We start from the raw sequence: 23,484 nt of genomic DNA on the forward strand, positions 1-23,484 counted from the left end.
GGGCAGGGTGTCGATGAGGTCCGGGTTGGGTGCGTGCTGGATGCGCTGCTCGGCTTCGGCGAGTTGGAATGCCCGACGATCACGACTCGACCTTCAGGAACGGCCTTCTCGATCAGCTCGTCGAGGTCGTCGCCGAGCTGCTCGATAGCCTCGGTCTCGGCGGTAGCAGCCCCGGACTCACCGTGCTCCCAGGTGGTCGTAGGCGACAACCTGAACCTCGTCAGGCAACCCCGCCACAACCCGATGCCAACTCCGACGGTCCAACGCATACCCGTGCGCCAACATAACAGTGACCGCCGCACCCACCGGCCCAGTCCGGACCAGGTGCAACTCGATCCCCTCCTAGAACCGCACCCGCTCGCCCGCCATACCGCCGCCTTCCGTCGTCCGACCCCACTCGTTCCAACGACTGGACGAACCGGACGTCACGGTTCCGGAAATGCGGAGGGGAAAGGACGAGTGGGTGTCCTGCAACCGAGTGAAGCGCGTCCCAGGGCAGTCGTCGGTTCCGCACAATGAACGTCGGGGCGTCGAAGCGTGGACCAGGGGGTTGTCGTGGGGCGAAGGCCGAGTCCGGTCGTGATACGACAGCGAGGTCAGGTGACCCCGGAGCGTCGTGTGAGACGGATGAGGGTTTCGTGCGCGGCAGTCCTGCGGGTCCGTGACGACAACACGCACGTGCTGTTCCACGCGAACTCCAGGCCGGGAGCTTTCACTCCACCCGGAGGGGTCTTCAAGTACTTCGATGCCGCCACTGACCTGCTCGACCGCCTGGGATTTCACCCGGAGCGGTGGACCGACCTCGGGGTCGCCATGCGCTGTGACCTGAGGGGCTTCCTCCCCGCGAGCGGTGTCTCGGGTTTCCTGCGCTGGTTCGACAGCGGTGCGTACCGCGAGTCGTCCGAAGAATGTCTCATCCGCGAACTGGCCGAGGAACTGGGCGAGGTCGGGTTCCCGGAGCTGGCCGACGACCTCGGTGGAATTCGCTTCGCGCACATCCGCACGGTTGTCGAGGGACCTGCCCCGTTGCCGCACAAGCCGTACCAGCAGTTGCGCCACCTGGAGTTCTACGACCTCGTGTGCACCGACCGTCGATCGCTGAGACTGCGCGAAGCCCTGTTCAGGCTCGCGGAGGACGAAGGTGTCACGACCGTCATCGGGGCGTCCTCCGATGACATCCTTTACGGTCGTGCCGGGCGAGCGCTCATCACACCGCATACCGCCTATCTGGTGGGAGGCGTGCGAACGCGGCCCGACCTACCGCCGATCCGATGAGCGCGGTCGCAGTCAGGCTCGGTTCGCCGGTTCGACCGCCGGTACGCCGACGGTGCTTCTCGGAGCCGGACTGCGGGCCTGTCGACGTCACAGCCGTCGCGGGTGCCGTGGCCATCAGGCTCCCGGTGTCGCTCGGGCGCCTCGCGCCGGGATGGCGCTACGTGGCAGCTTCCATCCGGTGGGCGATCGTCCCCGCGGTCGACGTGGTCGAGTTGTCGAACATGTCCGGTGTGCACGCACGAGTCGACGGCTCCGAACTGATCGTCGAATGGAACTGTGGCGACTTCGACCGCGGTTGGTTGGACACCTCTCCGCTTTCGCCTGTCCTCATGGCCGCCTCGACTGCACAACCTCGTGAAGTCGCCCTCACAGTCCGTGTCGACCTCTCGGCCGCACGTACCATGTTCCGGCGCCGTCTGACCCACTGCGGGCCGGCGGGCCTGTGGACGTTCCCCCTGACGCTGCCCGCCGACGACACCGCTCCCGACCTACCACCCCCAAGGCCCGCACCGATGGTCCGGGCGGGCCTGGGCGTGCGTTTGTGCCTGGCCGTGGACATCGAAGGCTACAGCCGTTTCCGGAACCCGGAAGCGGCCCGCGCGCAGGAACGGCTGCTCGACGTGCTGAAGTCGGCACGGAGGTATGCCGGCATCGATGAACGAGCGGTCGTCTTCGAAGGGGCGGGGGACAGTCAGTTCGCCATCCTCCCCGCAGCGCTCGACGAAGTGGTGACGCTCCCGCGTCTGGTCAGGGGCATAGGCATCGCCCTCGCCGACCTCAACCGGTGTTTGGACAGCGGTTCCCGACTTCGGCTGCGAGTGGCCCTCGACCGCGGTGTGGTGCAGCGGGGTTCGAACGGTTGGGTGGGTGATGTGGTGGTAGGCGTCCACCGGATTCTCGACTCGCCCCCGCTGCGGTCGGCGCTGGCTGCCGATCGCGACCCGGACTTCGTCTTGGCCGTGTCGGACACCGTCTTCCAGGACGTCGTCCGACACGGCTACGGAGGGCTTTCCCCGGCAGAGTTCACGCCCGTGACCATCGACCTCCCCGCGAAGCGGTTTCACAGTCAAGCGTGGCTCCACGTTCCCGGGGGTCCGGCGACGAACCCGTCGCGTCACATGAGGTAGTCGGCCGCGAGGCGGGCGTGGTGCAGCGGCACGGGAAAAACCGTCGCGATGTCGGTGTGCAAGTGCGCCCGCCTCAACGACTGCGTGTAGGCCGCCCAGTCGAGGGGTGCATCACCGGGTTGGAGAAAAGCAGTGACGATCTCCAGCGGGTTCGAGTTGTAGCCCGGTTTCCGTGCATCCACCGCGCGCAGAGGGTCCAGTTTGGACACGGAGAGCGGTGTCTGCGCCTGATCGGACCGGGGTGCGATTCCGTAGAAAACCCAATCGCTGAAAGGAAACACGCCTCTGGTGCGGGCGGCTCGACGAATCGGCTCGGGATCATCATCCTTCGTGTCCCAGTACGAGACGAACGCCCTGGGCACCTCGTCGTCATTGTCGTGTTCGCGGAGGCGGACGAACCGCAGCCCCGGGAGATCGGCCGGGGAAAGCCCCCTGGTGTCCGGCTTGTGACCGGGGAGGACTAGCGAGTCGCGGGTGATGTGCTGGTCCTGCAGCCAGCGCCAGCCGCGGTTGCGGATGTTGGCGGCTCTCAGCAGCACCAATCGATCGTGGGTCGCGTCGGGGTCCAGCCCGCTCGTGATGAACCCGGCCAATTGCCGGTCAGCTGTCTCGACCTCCGGATCCAGCCGGCCGTGACCGGCGTCCAGCGCCGCCGGCAGTTCGGCGACGGTCAACTCGCCGATGTCGACCAAGCGCGCTCGGACAGCACCGGTGCGATCGGCGGTCACGATGATCGGCACCCGCTGTTTCCCGCGCTGCTCCAACCAGATCCCGGTGACTTCGAAGTGGCCGTCGATGCCGGGGAGCGGGGGCGGGACTGCGCTGCGGCCCAGTTGCCGAAGGCTGTCCGAGATCGCCAGCACGGCCCGTTTGGCGTCGCCGGGCCGATATTGCGTTCCGTCGAGTCGTCGATCGGCTTTCTCCTTCCGCTTGGACGCCTTTGCCTCCCCGTCGTCCGGCTGGGTGGCCTTGGGCGCGGGATCGGGTTGCTTCCTGATCGGGTGCAGGCACTGGGGCAGCCGACCGGACCGCAGGAAGCCGAGTTTGATCGCCTTGTACGGATCGACTCGTCCCTGCGCGAGGTAGGTCAAGGGCTTGTCGATTTCCACCAGAGCCGCAGTCCTCTCGGCGACGGGGGGAAGCGTCTCGATTATGTCCCCGATGCGCTCCGCGGTCGCGTGCTCGGCGTCGCGGGATGCGGCGGGATCGTCGTCGCTTTCCAGTCGTGCGGAGATACCGTCCGCGAGTCGGCCGATGCTGTGGAGGGAAACCGAGAGGCCGTAGTCCCCGGTGAAGGACAACCTGCCCTCTTGCGTGGGGCCTGGTTCGAGTCCGAGCCCCTTCTCATGAGTGATGACGGTCAGCAGGGCGTCGAGCGTGTCGCCTGGTTGCGTCCACAGCTCCAGGTGATAGTGCTGGTCCGGCAGTTGCTGTCGCGGCAGTCGGTCTCCCACGGCGGTGCTCTTCCGGCGTTCGATCGATCCCGCCGCGATCAGGCCTGCGGACTTGAAGATCCGGCCGAGTTCCTCGTGGACCTCGATGTGGTCGCCCGGTTGGAACCCGGTTCCGGCCTCGTGCAGGAAGTGCTTGGCCTTCGGTTTACCGGCGTCGTCGCCGGCCTCCTCAGTGGTCGGCAGGGCCAGTTTGGTGCCGTTGCGGTAGATCGCCATCGCGGCGAGTCCGTCACCGACCGCGTCGGGGTGGTGGTCGCGGGGCGAGTGAAGGACGGCAGCGGGGTCGGGCATCGCCCGGGTGGTGAGGTTGCCGAGCGTTCGGGCGAGGCGGCTGTTCCAACGCCATGCCCATTCGCCCGCTACTTTGTAGCACCCCGCCGTTGCGGCCAGCAGCGTCGGTCTTTCCTTCGACCGGAGCGCGCCCTGCGTGGCGAACATCCACAGCGTCACGCCTTTGGGTTTCCCGGGCACGTAGACCACCGGCTCGTACGAGTACCGGACCACACCCAGCGTTGCGTGCACCCTGGGAACGGGGTGCCCGGGGACGGTACGGACGCGGAAGACGATCTCGATCGACCACCAGGCGTCGCCGGCCTTCTTGCCGGGCAGCTTCTCGGGAGGCCACGAGACGGCGCTTCGCGGACCACCGGGGTCCAGCGGGCCCAGGACGAACTTCCGCTCGACACCGCCGAGCAGCAGGCCCTGGTCGACGACGGTGCTCGCCAGGTACGCGGGGAGGAGTTGGTAGGTGTGCGGCGAGACATCGGCTGTGCCGTTGGCGCGGGTTCCCCATTCGGCCAGGACGAGGTGCTCGTCCTGCCATCGGAGCAGGCCGGGGTCGAGCAACTCCTCCCAGTCGAGCGAGGCGTCGTCCGGGGTCACCGCGGTCGCCGCCCACGTGGCGACCGCGATGTGGATCACTGTGGGGTCGACGTCGCGGTAGGCGCGGATCCAGTGCTCGTCGTGGATGTTGCGGCTGATCCCGAGGATGTGGACGTCCAGGCTGGACATCAGCTCGATGAGCGAAGTCGTCGGGAGGTTCCAACCGGAAGGCTTCCCGCGCTGGTGCCATGCCTTCTTCAGCAGTGTGATCCATCGCGGTGGGAATGCCAGGGAGCGCAAGTGCATTTCCGGGCCGGGGCGGTCGAACTCGAACACCGGCAGGATGATCGTCGACTTGTCACCTGTGGGTGTTGCCTTCTTGTCGGTGCTCAAGGGACTCTCCTCGGTTCGGGCCACGTGATCGAGTCGAACAACCGGTGTGCGAGTGCGAAGAGCGTGGTGTTGACGACGTGGTCGCGGCGCTGTTCCAGGCTGGCCTTGCGGCCGGGCGGCTCCACAAGACCGTCGAGCATGGCGGCGATCGCGAGGAGCAGGCTGGTGTGGATGGTGTCCGAGTCCGTGCCCCGGCCACCGCCCGGTCCGCCTCTCGGGGCGAAGGCCGCGTCGCAGAAGTACACCCGTGTGGTGGTGCCGCCGCGGATGGTGCGCCCGATGGTCTGGTAGATGGACACGAAGCTGTTGGCGACGAACGCCAGGTGGGCGTCCTTGCGCAGCCGCCGGAAGATCACTTGTTCGCCGAGGAGACCGTGCCAGCGTTCTCGGGACTGCTTGCGCAGTTTGCGCGCTTCGGCCGCCAGTGAACCCGTTCCTGCCGGGGGCGAGAGGATCCTGCGCATCGCGTCGCGGTTCATGAGGGAGAGAGGGAAAGAGAGGTCGGACGCCGGCGGGTGGGGGCGAACGAGGTAGCACAGTGCGCCGAGAGCGGCCGTCCGCTCGGCGTTGAGGATGTTGTGCCCGCGTTGGATGGCCAGCTCCGCAGCGACCAGGATGTCGGTGTCGGACTTGCCGAAGGTGGCGACCCGGCGCAGGTGAAGTCCGAACTCCCCGGGGTGCAGGTTGTTCGGAACCACGTGGTGCGCCGTGAACGCGCTGTGGTCGTTCACGCACCTCGCGGTGCGTTCGGCGTCGTCACCGCTCAGCGTGACGAACAGGACTTTCTTCCGTCCGGCGGGAAGCGATGCGCGTAGGTCGTCCAGCCATGAGGTGGGTTGGTGGCGGCCGGGCACGGTGAGGTGGGTGGCGAGCAGGTTCAGCGCCTGCTCTCGCTCGTCCCCCATTCGACCCGAGACGAAGACCCGGGTGTTCTCGTGATCAACCGGTCGGAACTCCATTGTGGACTTGTGGAGCGCCTCGCGGTCTTGCGGCGGTTCGCGGACGAACGCAGTCGGCGTGATGTCGATGTTGTACAGCGACGAGTGGCGCGTCCAGCTCGTCGCTGAGGTCAGGAGGACATGCGGGCCCTGGATCCCTTCGGGCTCCAACAGGTCGTGCAGGTGGTGCAGCAGCCAACGCCCGACACCGCGCACCCACATGAGCCGCAGGTCTCCGGTGAATCCGTCGCCTTTCCGGTTCCACTGCAACGCCATCAGGTTGCCCATGAGCGCTTCCGGCACCAGGGGTTGGTAGTCCTCGGGTGGCTGTCCCTGCCAGAAGCTGTCGCCGTCGGGCAGTTGCAGGTCGTCGGCAACCGCCGGGTACAGGGTGGACATCTCCAGGAAGACGGCGGTGATCCGGCTGCTCCACATCGCCGCGCGCAGCAGCAGCCGCAGGTAGTCGACTCGCTCGCGGACCTGCTCCTTCTTCTCCTCGGGAGCCTGTGCGATGAGCCAGTCGTCGATCACGGAGGTCCGCTCGGTATCGCGGTAGCGGCCGATGACCGCCTCGGCGACCCGTCGCAGCGCGCCCTTCGGCGGCCGGAACGGGTCCAGGGCCAGCGGGCCGAGCACCTTGCGGAGGAATGCCTCGGCGGCTTCGTCGGCCCCGTCCTCGGCGGGTTTGCCGTACGGCAGACCGCGAACGCCCCAGGCGAGTCTCCGGAGCAGGCTGTACCCCGTGAACGGGGTCTTGTCGAGGACGTCCCGCAGCCGTTCACTGGTCGGTGTGTCGTCGACGAGCAGGCTGTACAGCTCGTCGACCGCTTCCAGGAGGTCTCGGCTGTAGCCGCAGAAGCGCTTGACCTCCGTGCTCTGCATCGGCAGCCGGTCCTGCCGGATGCGGCCTTGGAGGGACTGGGTGAAAGTGTTGTCCGCCCAGCCGGTCTCGGCGGCGACCAGTAGTTCGGCCTGCATGAATTGGCTGTCGAAGGTCTGCTGAACCTGGTCGGCCTCGTCCACGACGATCAGGTCCGTGTGGTGTTGGCACGCTTCGAGCCAGCGCATGTCGTCCTGCATCGCCGTGGCTCGGCTGCGCACCAGGCCCTGCGGGGTGGTGACCCACACGCGGGCCTCGGCGATGGCGTTCTCCGCGGCCTGGGTGGGGCACACCGCCAGCAGCGGACAGTCGAAGCGCTCCGGATGGCCGCTGTCGTCGTCCATCTTCCGCAGCCGTCCCCGGCAAGGGTAGTCGTCGGGGTGGAGCGGTTCGAGATCAGGGCTGTTGGACATGCGTCGCCACCCCGGTTCCAGCAGGCAGATGTTGTTGGTGAACACCGCCGCCGGGTCCTCGCCGGTCGGGAACGTCGTGGCCGAGTCGGACAGCACCGACTGCCAGTACGCGGCGACGTGGTCGGTGCGGCTGGACCGGCCGACGAGTGGTGCTGCCTTGATGCCCAGGTAGCTCAGCAGCGATACCGCCTCGTACACCTTCATCACGGACTTCACGACGAGCGTCACGTGCCAGCCGGCCTTCCGCACCCGGTTGACCACGAGGATCAGGGCCTTGGTGGACTTCCCGCTGTTCATCAGCCCGACCTCGTGGATGAGCCCGTCGATCTCGATCGACGCCGGTTGGACGAGTTCGTCCGTCCCAGGCTCGAAGACGAAGTCCTGCACGCCTTCCGAGGAGCCCTGCACACCTTCCCAGAAGGCGGTGAAGTACGGTTCCGGCACGCCGTGATGCTTCACCGCGGCCTTCCGCAGATCGTCGTCCATCTCCTCGGCTGTTGCCTTGAGCTCGTCGCGGCAGATCTTCGCGGCGTGGCGCTCTCGCGTCGGTTTCGAGGGCAGCTTGGGGGGAGCCGAGCCTGCGGGCACCTCCGGGATGCGCACGGTTTCGACCCGGCGGTCCCGTCTCGTGAAGGTGTACGTTTCGCCGGACTCGGCCAGGGCGCGGGTGGTCGACGCGACGTAGGGCACCGGGGTGGCGAGCGCGTCGTCGTAGTACTTCCAACGATCGGCGAGTTGGGCCGGGTCGAGTTGCCGGAACGAAGTGGAATCGGTTACCCGCGCCACTTCCTCGGCAGTCGCGAAGCCGCGTACCCGCTCGTCGACGCCGACGTACCGGTTGAGGCAGATGAGGAAGTAGTTGCTGTGCCCCACCTCGCCCATGCGCATCCGCAACCTGCGCAGCACGGGAACGAGGTGCTCCGGGCACGGGAGGTACCCGGACATCAGCGCCCACAGCGCACCGACCCCTTCTCCGGGGAAGTGCGTGGAGAGGAAGCGCAGACCGAGTTCGACGGAGAAGAAGTCCTTGATGGGCATGTCGTCGTTCAGCTGTGGCGACTCGGCCCTGACCTTCGCCAGCAGCTGCCGCAGGGGTTCGATCAACTCCTTGTACCAGCCGGACGTGTCCCTCATCGGCTCCTGATCTCCCTCCAATGCCTCACGACCCGCTTGGCGAAGTCCTTCTCGCCCATCACCCGGACGTCGGGGACCCTGCCTTCGAGCGTGGTCACGAGGTCTACCAGGTAGTTCGGCTGGTCGAGCCTGTGCTCGGGCAGCACCAGAAACTTCCGGTCGCACGGGATCCGCGAGTTCCAGGTGAACCGGGCACCGAGCAAGCCGGGCGCCGCGTGATCCTTCCCGTCTGCCCCCCATACCTCCACAGGGTGCGCCGGGTCCGGGTTGTCGGGGTCGAGGAACGACACCAGGAGGTCCAGGGTGTCGCGCCCCGGCCAGAGTTCCAGCAGAACCGGTTCATCGAGGAGATCCCGTTGGAGGCTGTCGTGCAGCCGTACGTCGAGCCGCCCGGCATCATGGATGTACTTGCGCACACCGCGGTTCTGCACGTAGTACGCGTCCAGCGGTCGTAGGGTGTCCGCGTAAGGCTGCCCCACGCATCCAGGGGTGCCGCACCGGTCCGAGCTGTAGGAGACCAGGTTCCCGCAGTCGCCGCAGATGCGGATCGTCACGGGGGCACCGCCCGTGACGTGTCGTTCGTACGCCGAGTCGATCAGCTGCAGCACGACGGGCTGGGCCTGGGTCGCGCTTGCGGGGAAAACCTTCATGAGCTTGCGAACCTCGTTGTCCGTCACGACGGGGTGCTCAATCAGGCACCTGCGGAGCCTGACGTAGTTGCGCTGGATGTCCTCTTCCGAGGTGCCGTTCAGTTCGGCGGTCGTCACCAGCGCGTCGTACGCCTGCTCCTCGGCGAACCGGGCGCCTGGGTCCCTCGTGCCTGCCCGCGCGGCCTCGGTCGCCAGGTCCGTCATCTCGTCCCCGTCCAGAAGACTCGATTGGCGGTCCACCGGCGACAGTTCCAGGGGCGCGTCCCACTTGTCGAACGCCGTGCGGCACAGTTCCAGGAGTTCGAAGTCGTCGGCAGGTGGGACTTTCCCGGCTTCGTGGTAGTGCCACCAGAGCCGGGCGGACGCCTCCCGCCACGCATCCGGCAGCGGCAGCGGGCGGTACGGGACGTGGCGTCGGGAGCCGGTGGCCCGGTCGGAGGTGTGCCGCCTGCGGGCGATTTCCGCCAAGCCGGAGGCCAGCAGCGTGAGGATCAGGTAGTCCAGGCCGCGCTTGGTCGTCGCAGCGGATTCCGAGGTGGTTATCAGTCTCACCGGGCCTTCAGCACCCGAGCCGGGAACTTCCGTCCCGGCGACCGTCGTATGAAATCGGGGAGATACTGTCGGGCGAAAGCAGGCCGAGGCAACTGCGGTTCACCGGTGTCACCCTATTGGCCCAGTGTTGTTATTGAGTAGGATGCTCACGGAACTCGAGGAGGCCGGTTGGAACCGACTTGGAGAACCCTGCGCGGCGTGTTCGTCGGAATCAACGACTACCGTTCGGGCAAGATCAAAAACCTGGGCAACGCCGAGCGTGATGCAGAAGTTCTATGGGCGCTGTTCTCGGACACGTACGAGCAGGAATCCGCACTTTTAGTGAAAGGCCGGGCGACCAGGGAGGCGGTGTTCGACCAACTCCGCCGGGTGGTGGACAGCTGCACGGAGGCGGACCTGGTGGTCTTCACCTTCTCCGGTCACGCGTCCGATGAGCAGTACCTCTACCTCGTCGACACCGACCCCGACGACCCCGTGGGTACGGCCCTCCCGCTCGCGCAACTGGCCGAGATCCTCCGGTCGCTGCGGGCGCACCGGGTGGTTGTCGTGCTCGACTGCTGCCACTCGGACGCCCGAGCGCCGGAGCTGAGCCTGGACCGCGGTGTGCCCGCCGACGAGCGGTACCTGATCAGCGCTTCGGCCATCGGTGAACAGGCACTGGAAGGCCGGCGACTGCGTCACGGACTGCTGACGGACGCGCTGTGCCGCGCCCTGACCGGCGCCGGGGAGTGGAGCGGGTTCGCGGCGTTGCCGCTCGCGGATGTGCTGGCCTCGGTGACCCGAGAGGTCCAGGAAGCGGCCTCGGCGCTGTACCGGCAGGTCCAACGTCCCAGCGCGGTGACCCGAGGTGCGGGGGAACTGGCGCTGCCGGTACTGCTCAAGGGGCAGCGGTACCGGAACGTCCACCGGGATCACCGCGAGGACACGGCCACGCGGGACCCTCGGAGCCTGGTGCCACTAGGGATCCCGTCATCGGTGGTTGACACCTGGGAGCGCATGGGCGTCCGCGAACTGAGTGACGTGCAGGTGCGAGCGGTCAACGAGGGCGGGATTCTGGGCGACGGCAACGTGCTCGTGCTGGCGCCCACAGGGTCCGGCAAATCCCTCATCGCGGACATGGCCACGATCCGGACCAAGCAGAACGGAGGCCGAACCGTCTACCTGGCGCCGACGAGGGCGCTCGTGGACGAGCGCTACGGCGAGCTGGTGGAGGCCTACGGCGACTGGATGCGGGTCGTGCGCGCGACCGGTCAGACATTGGACCAGGTCGGAGACATCCTGGCCGGCCGGTTCGACGTCGCCGTGATGACCTTCGAGATGCTCGGTCGGCTCGCCTCGACCAGGCGGCGGCTGCTGGCGCGGATCTCGTTGCTCGTCGTGGACGAGGTGCACCACGTGGCGGACCGGGAGCGCGGTCCGACGCTGGATCTGCTGTTGACCCTGGCGATGCACGCGTTCCGGGAATCCGGGAGAACCCCGAGGGTCGTAGCCCTGTCGGCTGCCGTGGACGAATCCGGGGGATTGGGTTCCTGGCTCGACGGTGCTGCTCTCGTGCGTGAGCGGGAACCGGCGGTTCCGCTGGTCCATCGGGTCCTGTTCCCCGGTGGCTGCCTTCCTGCCGGGGTGTCCGAAGGGGTCCCGCGACTCGAACACCTGTTCCATTTCCGACGCTCGATGTCGATTGATGACGCAGTGGTCGGACTTGTCGTCGCGTTGGTTCGAAAGAAATACCGCGTCCTCGTGTTCCGCAACACCAGGGGACGGGCTCTTCGGTGCGCTCGACAGATTTCCGCAAAATTGCGCCTACAGTCGAGTCCGTCGTCTCTCGATGCGCTTGCCTCGGTCGAACGGAGCATTGCGGGGCGGACGCTCCGCCATTGCCTTGCTCATGGAGTGGGAGTGCACATCGGTGACCTCTCCCCGGTCGAGCAGGAATCCGTGGCGCGGGTGTTCCGGGATCAGGACAGCCACGTGGACGCGGTGGTGTCCACAACGACGCTCGCGCACGGGGTCAACGTGCGCCCGACCGCGGTCGTCGTGGCGGAGTTGCACCACGAGGGCGGGGCGGCCGACGAGCCGTACTCGCCCGCTCTCTACCGCAACATTGCGGGGCGCACCGGACGTCTCGGCATGGACGAACTCGGCAAGGAACGGCCGGGGCTCGTGATCACGGTGACCGATAGCAAGGACGCCGCTAAGGACGTCTGGAACAAGTACGTCACCGCGACCATCCCGCCGTTGTACTCGCCGCTGTTCGACCAAGACGCCGAACTCGACACCCAGGTGTTGAGGACCATCGCCGCCCTCCAAGCGCACGCGCGGGGACCTGTGACCATCAAGTCGATCACCGAGATGTTCTCCAACACGTTCGCCGCGCACTGCAAGCGGGTGGCGACCCGGAACCCTTTGCCGATCGAGGGTGTGGTGATGGAGGTCATCGCACGCCTCGACAAACACCAGTACGTGGTGGACCGTCCACCCCATCTCGTGCTCACCGAACTGGGCGAAGTGGTCGCGACCGGCAGCCTGAGCCTGCGATCGGCGTCTCGACTCGGCTCGACGTTGCGCGGTGTGGGCCAGTCGGTGCGTCGGGTCGACGAGGCCGTCCTGATCCTCGCCGCGCAGCTGACGGACGAACTGGGGGAGATCCCGCTGTTCGGTCGACGGAACCTCCCAGAGCTGAAAAGTCGGATGGACAACTACCGGCTACCGCGCGAGTTCACGACGGCAGCCGCTCAAGGCGTGCTCCGGGAGGAGGCGGTGCACCGGTTGCGGCGGGCCGACGCATGTCTGGCGTGGATCTCCGGCGTAGAACGGATCGAGATCGAGCGCCACATCCTGAACTCCAAGACCTCAGAGGCGGACCCTGGACCGTTTCGCCAGGTCACGTCGCGCACCGCGGACGTCATCGACACGGTGCTGAAGATCGCGCAGAGCTGCTGGCCGGAGGCGGAGTTCGGCGGGAACCTGGCGCTCCTGGGTACCCGGCTCGAGTTCGGGGTCCGCGCCGGGCCCGCTCCCCTCGTCGCCAGATTGGGCAGTCGGCTGACTCGTCCGCACTGCCGGGCACTGGTCGAGGAAGGGCTGACGACCGTCGAGTCGATCCGCCTGGCCGCGGACCAGCGGTTGCTCCGTTGCCTGGAGGACCCGGATCTGGTCCGCGCGGTGCGGGAAGTGGCGGCGACTGTGGGCCACGACGACCCGTTCGAGCTGGGGGATCTCGGTGACCTTTCCTGGTGAGCCCCCCACCGCGCGGTCAGTCGGCCCGCACCATCGGCATGTTCAGGACTCCGCACTGAGGGACGTAGCCGAGATCGGTCCGGCGCTCCAACCGGGAGCACCGGGCTTGCGGACACGCGAACGTCTCCCCGAACCGGTACCAGGCAACGTCGGTCGCACGCCAGCCGTCGCGGCCGTCGAACGCCTTCACCGAGGCGTCACGCGCGTGGAGGTCGGCCTGGAATCGCCGCCATTCGGCCATGGTCGTCCCGGGGGTGTCCCTGAGCTCGTACAGGCGGTCGCTTTCCCCGAGTTGGGAAGCCGCCACCAGGAGTCGGCTGAAGTTGGCGCAGAGGTGCGCCTGCTCAATGGACTCGCGCTCGTCGGTCATACGTGAACACCACTGCCTCACGCGGCTGGGCCGCTGCCGTCAGCAAGGGAACGGGTTGAAGCCAGACATTACCTTCAGCGCCGAGGGCATCGACACGGAGACCAGGGGTGCCGTTCGAACCGCGCTCGCGGACATCGGCGACTGGCCCGCCCCCGGCGGGTGGCCGATGTCGGTTCAGCAGATCGACGTCTGCGGTGTGCTGAACGGAGGGCGCAGCGGCGCCGTGGTTCTCGAAGCCCGTGTGCGGAGCCTCGGCCGATGGCTGCGCCACGTCGTGAAAGTCGATCATGCGGAGAAGCTCGCCCAGGAGTGGAACGCTTTCAACGAGCACGTCCTCCCGACCGGCAACGCCCAGTACAGCCCGATAGTCGCGTACTCATCGCTCGTCGCTTCCCCTTCACACCACGAGGTCCGTCCGTTGGCCGCGCTGGTCTACCGGCACGTCGCCGACCACCTCGGTGGAGGAGGGCAGCAGTGCACGTCGCTGGGAGAGGGCGTCCGAAGAGCGGTTTTCGGGGACCAGGACGTAGAGCCGGTGGTTCGCCTGATCGGGCGACTGTTCGACGGGCTCCGGCTCTTGCACGACGTGCCGACAGGCGACAGCGGCGTCACGCTGCGGGCGTTGAACGTGGATCTCGGTCCGAGCCTCACGCTGGAGGTCGACAGGGTCCAAGGACCGGATCTGTCTTACCACGGCACGGGTGTGGCACGCGACGCCTTTGTCACAGGTCTTGACGTCATAGAGTTCGCCAACAACCACAAGGAAGAGCTGCTCGGGCAAGGCCGACTGGTCGTGTTGCTACGACTGAAGGTCAAGGAGGTCGAGCCCGAACTGGTGCTGCGGGGCGACGACTTCACGGTCTTGATCCGCTCGACGCTGCGCTTCGGGTTCGCTGTGGGAGAGGAGGTGAACGTTCGCGGCAAGGTCGTGAGTGTGCGTGGCGTCGACCGCCTGGAGCTGCTCCGTGAAGCGTTCGGACCGGCATTGACCGAGTCCGACGACCACTGGTCGGTGGACGGGCTGTCGATGGCGAGTCCGTTTGCGGCACTGCTGCCCGCTCTCACCGCACAACGGGATACGCGGCCGAGGAAGGTCGTGCACGGCGACCTGAATGCGGACAACGTGTTGCTCGCGGGTGATGGAGTGTCCGTGATCGACTACGACCGCACCAGTCCCGGCCTGCTCGAAACGGACTTCGCGTGGCTGGAGGTCAACCTGGTGCGGAACGTCTTGGCCGGGCTGGGCTTCGAGGCGGTCCTCAGGCTCCAGCGGGCGGCGGCCCTGGCATCGGCGTTGATGTCGGAATGCGGCGGGGACGAAGCCGAGCGGTGCGCCCTGCCGCTTCTGGACGGCACGCGTGCGGAGTCCGCCGCCTTCCGCGTGCTGTTCGCGGTGCGGCGCAAGCTGTTCGATCGCCACCGTGAGCAGGAACGCGTGCGGTGGTGGCGTGACTACCTGGACGTTCTCCTGATAGCCGCGCATCGGTCGCTGAGGTGGACGGGTCCGGTTCAGACCCCTGACAAGCTCCGGGTGTCGGCGGCGATCGCCGGTGTGGCCGGTGAGTGGCTGAACGACGACGTGTCACCGTTCGAGAATTGGCCGGATGCCGACATCGCTGTTGCGCGCTCGGCGATGAAAGAGCAGCCGCACTTCGGCTCTGACCAGACCGTGCACCTCGCCGCACAGCTGTTCGGTGCCGGAGTGTCCCCATGCGACGCGCGTGAACTGGGCAGGCAGGTGCTGGCAGGCAGGGTCTCGCGCACCGAGTGGCTGCGGCGGTTGATTTCTGGGGATTCGGGCTGCCGGGTCGAGCGGCGGGTCGTGACGGATCAACCGGGTGCACGCGGCTCCCGTCCACTGCCTGCGGTGTCCACCCTGGTCGATGAGCAGCGGGTGTTCCTCACCGGTGCGCAACCGGGAGAGGCCGCCAGGGTCGCGGATCAGGTCGTTCGACGGCTCGCCGCCGATGCGCTCGCCGGCTCAGGGCACCGGCTGCCGCTGATGGTCGCCGCCGGGGACCTCGTCCGATCGCTCGGCGCATCGCCGAGCGTCACCGGGCCGCTGGAGGCGTCAGCGGGTGCACCTTGGGTCGCGATCGCCGGACAGGCGGCGACTCTCGGGACCTTCCACCTGGTGATCACCGACTGGGGCCAGGACGAGCCCGAGGCCCGCGCCGTGCTGGACCGGTGGCTCGGGGAGGTGGAGCAGGAGTTCCCCGCGATGGCGATCCTTCTCTGCTCTTCGAGTCCCTGCCAACCCCCGTCGGGCTTCAGGGCGTACCGATTGGTGCCCTTAGACGTGGAGACGGTACGGAAAATGGTGCTCAGTAGGCTCGACCTGCACGCCGAGTCGGAACGCGATGCCGTGCTGGAGTTGGCCGTGCTGTCGAACATCTCCTGGGAACACGTCGATCTCAAGGAGCCTGCGGTCCTGGACCTGTTGCTGCGCCACGTGGACGCGACCTGGAAGCTGCCTGTCCATCCCGGTGTGGTCTTCGCGCGGACGTACTATCGAGGTCTGTCCGCTCTGGACCGGGTGAATGCCGAGAAAATCGCTGAACTGTTGACGGACAACGGGGTCGCGGAACTACCGGTGGAGGTGGTGCCGGTCCCAACCGGGGAGCTGGAGCGTCTGCGAGAGGCCGGAGTCTTGCGTTGCGAGCGGAGCCTCGTCGCGTTCGTGGACCCGGTGGCCCGCGTACTGCACGCCGCGTCAGCCTTGGTTCGCCAGCTCGCGGACGGCCGGTCCTCACCCGCCAAGCACTGGAGCCGTTGGGACGGGCCATTGGGTGTCTTGCCCGCGCTTGAGGCCACAACGGACAACACCGTGGTGTTGTTGGCGTCCGCACTCCTGCCCGAGCATCCGGTGCAGGCCGCCGGTGTTCTGTCCGGTGCGAAGTCGATGCACCGCGGCATCGTCGAACGCGTCGTGACCGACGCGTCGACCTGGGTGAGGTCGGACGATTCCGGCCGAGCGGCTGTCGGTGTCCGCGTGCTGGCTGCCCTCGGCGAGGTCGGACGACTGGTGGACGTGGCCGGCGACGACGGGGTGGCCGAAGGTACCCGCGCGGCCGCGCTCGACGCCGTGCTGGAGGTGGGCCGAGACTACCGGCAGTTGAACGACCTCGTCAGTCGACTGATCGAGGAGGTCACCGGTACCGCCTTGACGGTCGCGACACTGCGTGCGGTGGCCCAAGCCTACCTCCCCGTCTTGGCCCAGGACGTTGCGGCTCAGATCGTGCCCGGGCAGAAGTGGTCGGTCGTGCGCCAAGCGGTGTCGACGATCGCGGACCTCGGACGCCACCTCGGCCCCGAGCGCACGGCCGTGTACCTCAGCGCGTGCGCGGACCGCCTGAGAACGGTGGCTGCCGCCCTCGACGGGCCGGTGAACCCGGACGTTGCCAGTACGTTGGCCGACGAACGAACTGCGTTGCTGTCGACGCTCGCGGAGGCGGGAGAGGTGCGCGCCTTGCTGTCGATGCGCTTCGCCTTCGACATTGGCGTCGAGGTGGGCCGCATGATCGACAGGATGCGCTCGGCAGACGGTGACGATCCGGTTCGGACGCTCCTCAACGGCTCCCGCCTTCCCACCGAGTGGCTTGACCAGGTGAACACCGCGGAACCCGAAGTCGCGTTCGCCGCTGCCCATCGCCTGCTCGGCGAGGCACCCGAAGTCGCATCGGCGCTCTTCTCCTACGTCGGCCCGGCAGCACCTCGTCATCGGCTGCTGATCGCGGCCGGTGCGTCGAGGTACGACCTCGACGCCGCCGAGAAACTGCTCTACGGGGTGGCTGCCGAGGCCGACGCGGGCAAGGTGGAATGCCTGGCGGCGCTGGTAGCCGGAATCAGTGCGGCCGATTCGGAACGAGGTGTTCGAGCCGCCTGGAGGGTGGCGCGCACGTTGGTGCTGCGTGACCTGCCGGAGAGGCATTGCCGGCCATGGGTGACCGCGCTCGCCACTTGGCGTGGAACACCCGCCCAGTGGGACGCGATGTTGTGCGTCGAGGAAGACGTCACCAGCGCGGTGGAGGCCCTGTCGACCGCCCGGTTCACCCTGGATGCCGCACCTCGTCCCGACCATGACTACAGTGCGCGAGCGCGCCGGAACCTGCTGGCGGCGATGCCGGTCGCAGAGGCCGCACCGGCCGAGGTCGTCCGCTGGATCGCCGCCGCAGCCACCGCGGGCTTGACCGAAGCTCTGCCTGTCGTGCGTCGCCTGGTGGCGGAATTGATCCTCGACGAGACCGCGGTGTGGCGGTCGTCCGCTCGTGACGGTGTCCGCCGCCAGCACATCGCCGAGGAAACGTTCGCCGCCTTGGGATACCTGGCACGCCTCCGATACGACTGCGACCCGGGTGACCCCGAGGTCGACCAAGTCCACCGGGTGCTGTGCGATCTGCGGCAGGAGGGCGCTGTGCACGGTCGGGCGATCGGTCTCGCCTACCTGGGTGATGCCGGTCCGCTCCTCGACGCCATGCCGCTGCCCGACCGGCTGCGTAGCGCTCCGGTGAACGCGTTGCGGCTCTGGACTCCTGGTCCGTACCGGCCAACCGGGAGTCGGCCGGGTGAATCGATCGAGTCCTGGCTCATCCGTCGCGTCGGTGAGACAGGGGCAGTGCACTTCCTCGAACTGCTGGTGGCAGTCCGCCGCTGTCGAGAGTGACGGCTGCTGGCTCGGAGCGAACTGCGCTGAAGTGCGCACAGGCGTTCGACGCCCGCAGCGGTCGACACAGGCCCATCGTGGGAGGAAGATGGGAGGAAATTGGGAGAAGTCAAGGCGCGGCAACAGGATCGAGCTGGGCTCAAGTGCATCCAACTGCGCCGTGATGACCTGCTGATTCGATGTTTCCGCAGGTCACGTCATGATCTGGCCCACCCTGGGGGTCAAGGGGTCGCAGGTTCAAATCCTGTCGTCCCGACGGTCTGAAGAAGCCCGCTCGATCTGGAAGTTTTACCAGGTCAGCGGGCTTTTTCGCGCGCTCGTGTCGATCTCGAGATAGCTGTCCTCTGTGGACCGTACTGGCAGGTAACACGCCTAGCGGGAGGATTTTGGGAGGATCGCGTCGCGCGGGGTGAAATGGGGTCGCGTTGGCTAAAGCGAACCATGTCCTCCGTTCGGGGGTTCTTGCGGGCCGCGGTCGGCGTGGGTGGCGGTGGTGCCGAGATGTTCGACCGCGGCTGGCGGCAGGTCGACGTGATGGTGGAGTTGGAGGTCTCGGCGCAGACCGCGTCGCGGTGGCACCGGGACTGGCTGGCCGGCGGCCGGGAGGCGCTGGCGGGCGCCGGTCGCGCCGGGCGGTTGCCCCGGCTGTCCGACGACCAACTCGCCGCAGTGGAGACGAAGCTGGCCGAAGGCCCGAAGGCCCACGGGTTCCCGACCGACCTGTGGACCCTGGCCCGGGTCGCGGAGGTGATCGAGCGGGTCACCGGAGTGCGGTACTCGACCACCCAGACCTGGACGATCCTGCGCGAACGAACTCTCGACGAGGCCCACATCGCCGCACAGGCCGGCCTGGAACGAGTCGGCAGCAGCTACCAGCTGTGCTTCAGCTTCCTCGACCACACCGGCCTCCGCTTATGACAGCCCTCACTCAAATACCGAAAGATCTTTAACGGTAGTTTGTTGACCTCGGAAAATGGGCAATCGTGGCGTGAGGTGAGTGCCATGACGCCACGTCGGCCGTGTCCGCCTGCGCCGGGGCCGTTGGAGGAGTACGCGGCCGGGTTCGATGACCTGTTCCGCTCGTTGGCGCAGCGGCGGGGGTTTCGGGAGTACCTGACGGGCTTGTTGTCGCCCCGGGAGCGGAACAAGACCCTGACCTGTCTGGCCGGGGCCAGCCGGTGACCGGTGCGCAGCATCCGGCGGTGCAACGGTTGCAGTTCTTCCTCAGTGAGTCCGCCTGGGACGTCGAGGCGGTCGATGCCCGGCGTCTGGAGCTGCTGCTGGCCGATCCCGCCACCGCGCCCCACGGGAACGGTGTGCTGGTCGTCGACGATTCCGGTGACCGCAAGGACGGCAATGCGACCGCGCATGTGGGCAGTCAGTACCTGGGCCGATACGGCAAGATCGACCGCGGGATCGTCACCGTGACCACATTGTGGGCTGACGAGAACCTGTACTACCCGCTGCACTCGGTGCCCTACACCCCGGCCTCCTGCTTCCCCGAAGACAAGAACGACCCGGATTTCCGTACCAAGCTACAGATCGGCGCCGGTCTGGCCCGTGACGCGCACGCGGCCGGCGTCGCCTTCCGCGCGGTGGTGGCCGATGCCGCCTACGGCGACCAGGACGCCTTCCGCGGTGACCTGTCGCGCGCGGGGCTGCCTTTCGTGATGGCACTCAGGCCGAAGCGGGGAACCTGGGCCCGTCAGGACGAAGCGCATACTCCGGTGGACGCCGCCCTCGCGCTGGCCGGGACCGGCCCCGAGGATCCAGGCGACTGGGTCGAGGTCACCCGCGTGTTCCGCGACGGGCACACCCGGACCTGGTGGGCCGCCGACGCCCGGCTGGGCCAGTGGGGACCGGACGGCGCGATACGGCTGGTCGTGGCCACCACTGACCCGGGCATGTTGCCGGACAAGTCCACCTGGTACCTGACCACGAACCTGTCCCGCCCCGGCGGCCCTCGTGAGCACGACGGCCCCCACCCACCCGCGGATCTGGCCGAGATCGTCCGGCTCTACGGCATCCGGCACTGGATCGAGCAGAGCTACAAGCAGGTCAAGGACGAACTCGGATGGGCCGACTTCCAGGGTCCGTTCCGACACCGCGATCCGCCGGCACCAATGCCTGGTCAACGCCGCGTTCTCCTTCTGCTGGAACGCCTGGTTCGCCGATCCGGCACCGACGGCACCAGACCCTGTGAGGCAGCGGCCGGTCCCGGCCACACGACCGGACCGGCGAGAGAGGGGGATCCACGGCGGAGTCCGCAGCGGACAGAACGATCCCGCGCCCGTCCTGGCCACGAGCTCTACGGCGAGTCCGTGGCTGGCTGGCCCCCTGGAGATTGCTTCAGCGCTACTGGCGAGCGTGGTCAACCAGGCCCCCGCCCGTGGAGTTGCAGACATTGCTCGACACCGTCGCTAATGGACATACACTGAATCCCTATCTCCTGACTTAACAAACTACCGTTAAGTCACTGTCACTTCCTCCTCGTAGCCTCCGGGAGTGCTCTCCTTCGTTGATCTCGCAACCCGTCCGGACTTCACCATCGCAGCGGTGGACTGCCGAGCGATCATTTTGCCCGGAAACACCACGTCGTGCGGTCGAATCTGCTCATGTTCACGCGGAAAGCACAGGAGGTGTAGTTTCCGCGCAAGAATGACAGTTTCCGCGTGCAGATGACAGTTGTCCGATCTTTGATCGGATACCGCGGAAAGAGTGCCAAACCGGCCCTGGTCTCCTATCTCTGCCCCACGGTGCGAAGCAGCCGCGCGGGGCGGCCGGTCACCCTGCTCGTGGGCCTCGCGCAGCCGCTCGCGCTCGTCGAGCGCCTCCGGTTCCAGCGCCATGCGCATCGCCGAGGAGGCGGGGAGACCGCCGGGACGGGCTCCCGGTCGTCGGCGTCTCCTAGCTGCGCACGGGCTCGTAGTGCAGGAGGACCGCGCCCGACGAGAAGGTTCGGTTCTCCACCAGCTCCAGCTTCAGCCACTTGTCCAGTGACGGGAAGAACGGGGTGCCGCCGCCGATCGCGACCGGTGTGACCAGCACCTGGAACTCGTCCACGAGGCCGGCCCGGACCAGGGGCGCGGCGAGCGTGGCGCCACCCACTTCCATCAGGCCGTCGGTCTCGGCCTTGAGCCTCTTCGTGACCTCGACGACGTCACCCCGCTCCAACCTGGAGTTCCAGTCGACCGACTCCAGGGTCTGCGAGAACACCACCTTCGGCATCGCGAGCCACAGCCGGGCGTACTCGGCCTCCACCGGGGGCACGCCGGGCGCCTGGCCGGCGGTCGGCCACTGGGCCGACATCAGCTCGTACAGCTTGCGCCCGTACAGCGACAGCGCGATGTCCCGGGTCCGGTCGTTCCAGTACTGGTGCAACTCGTCGTCCGGCACGCCCCAGCCGAGGTCGCCGTTCGCATCGGTGGTGTAGCCGTCCACCGAGACGTTCATGCCATAGGTCAGCTTTCCCATGGCAGTACAGACTGCCGGGTCGGGAGAGACTCATCGGGATCGGGCGGCGTTGGATTGCTCCGCTCCGCTCGTCACGTCACGGGCCTGTACCCGGCGTCTTCCCTCCTGCGCGGAGGCCCCGGTGGGCGGATTCCAGGGGTCGTTGCAACACAGATGATCAACTGGCTTCGGCCAGGAGTTTAGCCAAGCGCTCGGCTGGGGTGTCCCAGCCGAGCGTTTTGCGTGGGCGGCGGTTGAGTTGGGCGGCGACGGCGGCCAGGTCCTCTGGGGTGTGGGCGGACAGGTCGGTGCCTTTGGGGAAGTACTGGCGGAGCAGGCCGTTGGTGTTCTCGTTGGAGCCGCGTTGCCAGGGCGAGTGCGGGTCGCAGAAGTAGACCGGCATGTCGGTGACGAGGCTGAACTCGTGGTGGCGGCCCATCTCGGAGCCCTGGTCCCAGGTCAGGGACCTGCGCAGGTGTGCGGGCAGGGTGGTCATGGTCGAGACCAGGCCGTCGCGGACGGTTTCGGCGTCGTGGCGTTCGGGCAGGTGGACCAGCATCACGTAGCGGGTGGCGCGCTCCACGAGGGTGCCGATGGCCGAAGTGCCGCCGCCGCCGATGATCAGGTCGCCTTCCCAGTGGCCGGGCACGGCGCGGTCGTCGGCCTCGGCCGGCCGGTCGCTGATCATGACCATCGGGTGCGCGAAGCGGGGTTGGCGCTGCCCGCCGGTGCGGCGGGGTTTGCGCACGGTGCGTCCGGTGCGCAACGCCCGGGTGAGCTCGCGGCGCAGTTCGCCGCGGCCCTGGACATAAAGCGCTTGGTAGATGGTCTCGGTGGTCACGTGCAGCTCCGGCCGGTCGGGGTGGGCGCGGCGCAGGCGGCGGCTGATCTGCTCGGGACTGAACTTCTCCTCGAGCATGTCCTGCACCAGCGCCCGCAGCTCCGGGTTCGCCGCGATCCTGCCGGGTTTGGGCCTCGGGCGACGGGCGTCGGCGCGGGCCTGGGCGGCATGCGGCCGGTAGTCGCCCGAGGTGGGATGGGCGTTGCGGCGCACCTCCCGGCTGATCGTGGACACGTCGCGTCCCAGCTCGGCGGCGACGGACCGCAGTGAGCGGCCCTCGCGCCGCAGATCGGCGATCGTGATCCGCTCCTCGACCGAGAGGAACCGGTCCGAGGACGGGACAGGCCGGGCGGGAGGCCGTCGATCCGGCTCCTGCCCGGCCTTGGCCTGGCTCACTCGCCCGTTCCGCCACCGGTGACCGGTCCGCCGGTTGATCCCGACGATCCGGCACGCCTCGGCGGTTCCCACTCCTCGCGCCACAAGATCAAGATAAGCGTGGCGCTCGGCTGACAACTTCGTCGGCCCCTGAGGCGACCGGTCCTCGCGGATCTCGAACACCGCAACCCCTGAACAAGTCAGGTGTTGCAACCACCGCTAGAACCCAAGGTTCTCGCAAGGGCCTCCGTGCTCGTCAACCTAGAGACCGTGCTCGTCTCCGCGCAGAACATACAGCGGCATGAACGGTTCGGGTTCGCCCATGCCCGCGCCGACCTTCGCGGCGAACGGGTGCCCGTGGTGGTCGACCAGCACGATCCGCTGGGTGAACAGTGGCGGTGAGGCGGCGTCGAGGGTGATGATGTTGTGGTCGCCGGCCAGCTCGAAGAGGGTGTTCATCACCTCGCGGCTGGTGGTGCGGTTCGGGTCGTTCTCGACCGACAGGCCCTCGACCAGGATCTCCAGGACGCGCTGCCGGGGTAGCACGGTGATGCGTGTGCGGACGTGGTGGGGTAGGCCGCCGTTCTTGCGTAGCGAGGCGATGTCGTCGGAATCGGCGTCGCGCACTCCCTCGGCCTCAAGGTCGGCACGGACGTGGCGATCACCGGCTTCGACGGCGGTGCCGTCGCGTTGGCGACCGAACCCACCCTGACCGGCGCCCGCATCCCCGTCGAGCGCATCTCCCGCGAACTGGTCACCCGCTGCCTGCGCCAGGTCGAACGCGGCCGCGACGACGACCCCGGCCTCCTGCTGCCCACCGAACTCCTGCGCGGCGGCAGCGCCTGACCGCGAGTGCCGCGCGCCGTCGGTCAGGACGGGCGCGCGGCACTCCAGCACCGTCAGC

At 67.7% G+C, this 23,484-nt stretch carries 15 protein-coding genes; 8 read left to right on the forward strand and 7 right to left on the reverse strand.

Annotated features, from left to right (window positions below; all coding sequences use genetic code 11):
• The first annotated feature begins 627 nt into the window (after positions 1-627).
• Together ALI22I_RS09405 and ALI22I_RS09410 are read left to right on the forward strand one after the other, a co-directional pair.
• Entirely contained in the window at positions 628-1,275 is a 648-nt protein-coding gene (locus ALI22I_RS09405) for an SMODS-associated NUDIX domain-containing protein (RefSeq protein ID WP_077005078.1), read from the forward strand.
• Positions 1,272-2,402: a hypothetical protein gene (locus tag ALI22I_RS09410; protein WP_143532085.1), complete on the forward strand. Its 1,131-nt coding sequence runs from the start codon at positions 1,272-1,274 to the stop codon at positions 2,400-2,402. Before ALI22I_RS09405 ends, ALI22I_RS09410 begins: the two co-directional genes overlap by 4 nt.
• Here the strand turns inward: ALI22I_RS09410 and ALI22I_RS09415 are convergent.
• The 3 genes from ALI22I_RS09415 to ALI22I_RS09425 are packed head-to-tail and all read right to left on the reverse strand — an operon-like array spanning position 2,390 to position 9,638.
• Complete coding sequence (locus ALI22I_RS09415) at positions 2,390-5,071, reverse strand: pPIWI_RE module domain-containing protein (protein WP_077005080.1); 2,682 nt, start codon at positions 5,069-5,071, stop codon at positions 2,390-2,392. The genes ALI22I_RS09410 and ALI22I_RS09415 overlap by 13 nt on opposite strands.
• A complete protein-coding gene (locus tag ALI22I_RS09420) occupies positions 5,068-8,436 on the reverse strand; it encodes a hypothetical protein (RefSeq protein ID WP_077005081.1) in 3,369 nt (1,122 codons plus the stop codon). Before ALI22I_RS09420 ends, ALI22I_RS09415 begins: the two co-directional genes overlap by 4 nt.
• Positions 8,433-9,638: a restriction endonuclease-related protein gene (locus tag ALI22I_RS09425; protein WP_077005082.1), complete on the reverse strand. Its 1,206-nt coding sequence runs from the start codon at positions 9,636-9,638 to the stop codon at positions 8,433-8,435. The genes ALI22I_RS09420 and ALI22I_RS09425 overlap by 4 nt, the downstream gene beginning before the upstream one ends.
• A 168-nt stretch (positions 9,639-9,806) precedes the next feature.
• On the opposite strand from ALI22I_RS09425, the gene ALI22I_RS09430 reads away from it, so the two are divergent.
• The gene (locus tag ALI22I_RS09430) at positions 9,807-12,878 is read left to right on the forward strand and encodes a DEAD/DEAH box helicase (RefSeq protein ID WP_083751588.1); all 3,072 of its coding nucleotides are present in this window, start codon (positions 9,807-9,809) and stop codon (positions 12,876-12,878) included.
• A 16-nt stretch (positions 12,879-12,894) separates the two neighbouring features.
• Here the strand turns inward: ALI22I_RS09430 and ALI22I_RS09435 are convergent, their stop codons facing one another.
• Positions 12,895-13,248 carry a hypothetical protein gene (locus tag ALI22I_RS09435; RefSeq protein ID WP_077005084.1) on the reverse strand — a complete coding sequence of 118 codons (354 nt, stop codon included), beginning with the start codon at positions 13,246-13,248 and terminating at the stop codon, positions 12,895-12,897.
• Positions 13,249-13,303: 55 nt separating this feature from the next.
• Between ALI22I_RS09435 and ALI22I_RS09440 the strand changes: the two genes are divergently transcribed.
• The 4 genes from ALI22I_RS09440 (at position 13,304) to ALI22I_RS09450 (ending at position 20,349) form a co-directional block, all read left to right on the forward strand.
• On the forward strand, positions 13,304-17,911 hold the full coding sequence (locus tag ALI22I_RS09440; RefSeq protein WP_077005085.1) for a hypothetical protein: 4,608 nt from the start codon (positions 13,304-13,306) through the stop codon (positions 17,909-17,911).
• A 441-nt stretch (positions 17,912-18,352) separates the two neighbouring features.
• Positions 18,353-18,829: a helix-turn-helix domain-containing protein gene (locus ALI22I_RS50615; RefSeq protein WP_083751589.1), complete on the forward strand. Its 477-nt coding sequence runs from the start codon at positions 18,353-18,355 to the stop codon at positions 18,827-18,829.
• An 84-nt stretch (positions 18,830-18,913) separates the two neighbouring features.
• Positions 18,914-19,093, forward strand: a complete 180-nt coding sequence (locus ALI22I_RS52310; protein WP_202970896.1) for a hypothetical protein — start codon at positions 18,914-18,916, stop codon at positions 19,091-19,093.
• A 20-nt stretch (positions 19,094-19,113) separates the two neighbouring features.
• A complete protein-coding gene (locus tag ALI22I_RS09450; protein ID WP_202970897.1) occupies positions 19,114-20,349 on the forward strand; it encodes an IS701 family transposase in 1,236 nt (411 codons plus the stop codon).
• A 469-nt stretch (positions 20,350-20,818) separates the two neighbouring features.
• Here the strand turns inward: ALI22I_RS09450 and ALI22I_RS09455 are convergent, their stop codons facing one another.
• The 3 genes from ALI22I_RS09455 to ALI22I_RS09465 all read right to left on the reverse strand — a co-directional run bounded on the left by ALI22I_RS09455 (position 20,819) and on the right by ALI22I_RS09465 (position 23,207).
• Positions 20,819-21,385, reverse strand: coding sequence for a dihydrofolate reductase family protein (locus ALI22I_RS09455; protein WP_077005086.1), 567 nt, complete (start codon positions 21,383-21,385; stop codon positions 20,819-20,821).
• A 157-nt stretch (positions 21,386-21,542) separates the two neighbouring features.
• On the reverse strand, positions 21,543-22,718 hold the full coding sequence (locus ALI22I_RS09460) for an IS30 family transposase (RefSeq protein ID WP_443216913.1): 1,176 nt from the start codon (positions 22,716-22,718) through the stop codon (positions 21,543-21,545).
• A 123-nt stretch (positions 22,719-22,841) separates the two neighbouring features.
• Positions 22,842-23,207, reverse strand: a complete 366-nt coding sequence (locus ALI22I_RS09465; protein ID WP_077005088.1) for a hypothetical protein — start codon at positions 23,205-23,207, stop codon at positions 22,842-22,844.
• Between the two features lie 27 nt (positions 23,208-23,234).
• Between ALI22I_RS09465 and ALI22I_RS09470 the strand changes: the two genes are divergently transcribed.
• Positions 23,235-23,426: a substrate-binding domain-containing protein gene (locus tag ALI22I_RS09470; protein WP_077005089.1), complete on the forward strand. Its 192-nt coding sequence runs from the start codon at positions 23,235-23,237 to the stop codon at positions 23,424-23,426.
• Positions 23,427-23,484: the final 58 nt, after the last annotated feature.

Source organism: Saccharothrix sp. ALI-22-I (genome assembly GCF_001984175.1).
Lineage (GTDB): Bacteria > Actinomycetota > Actinomycetes > Mycobacteriales > Pseudonocardiaceae > Actinosynnema.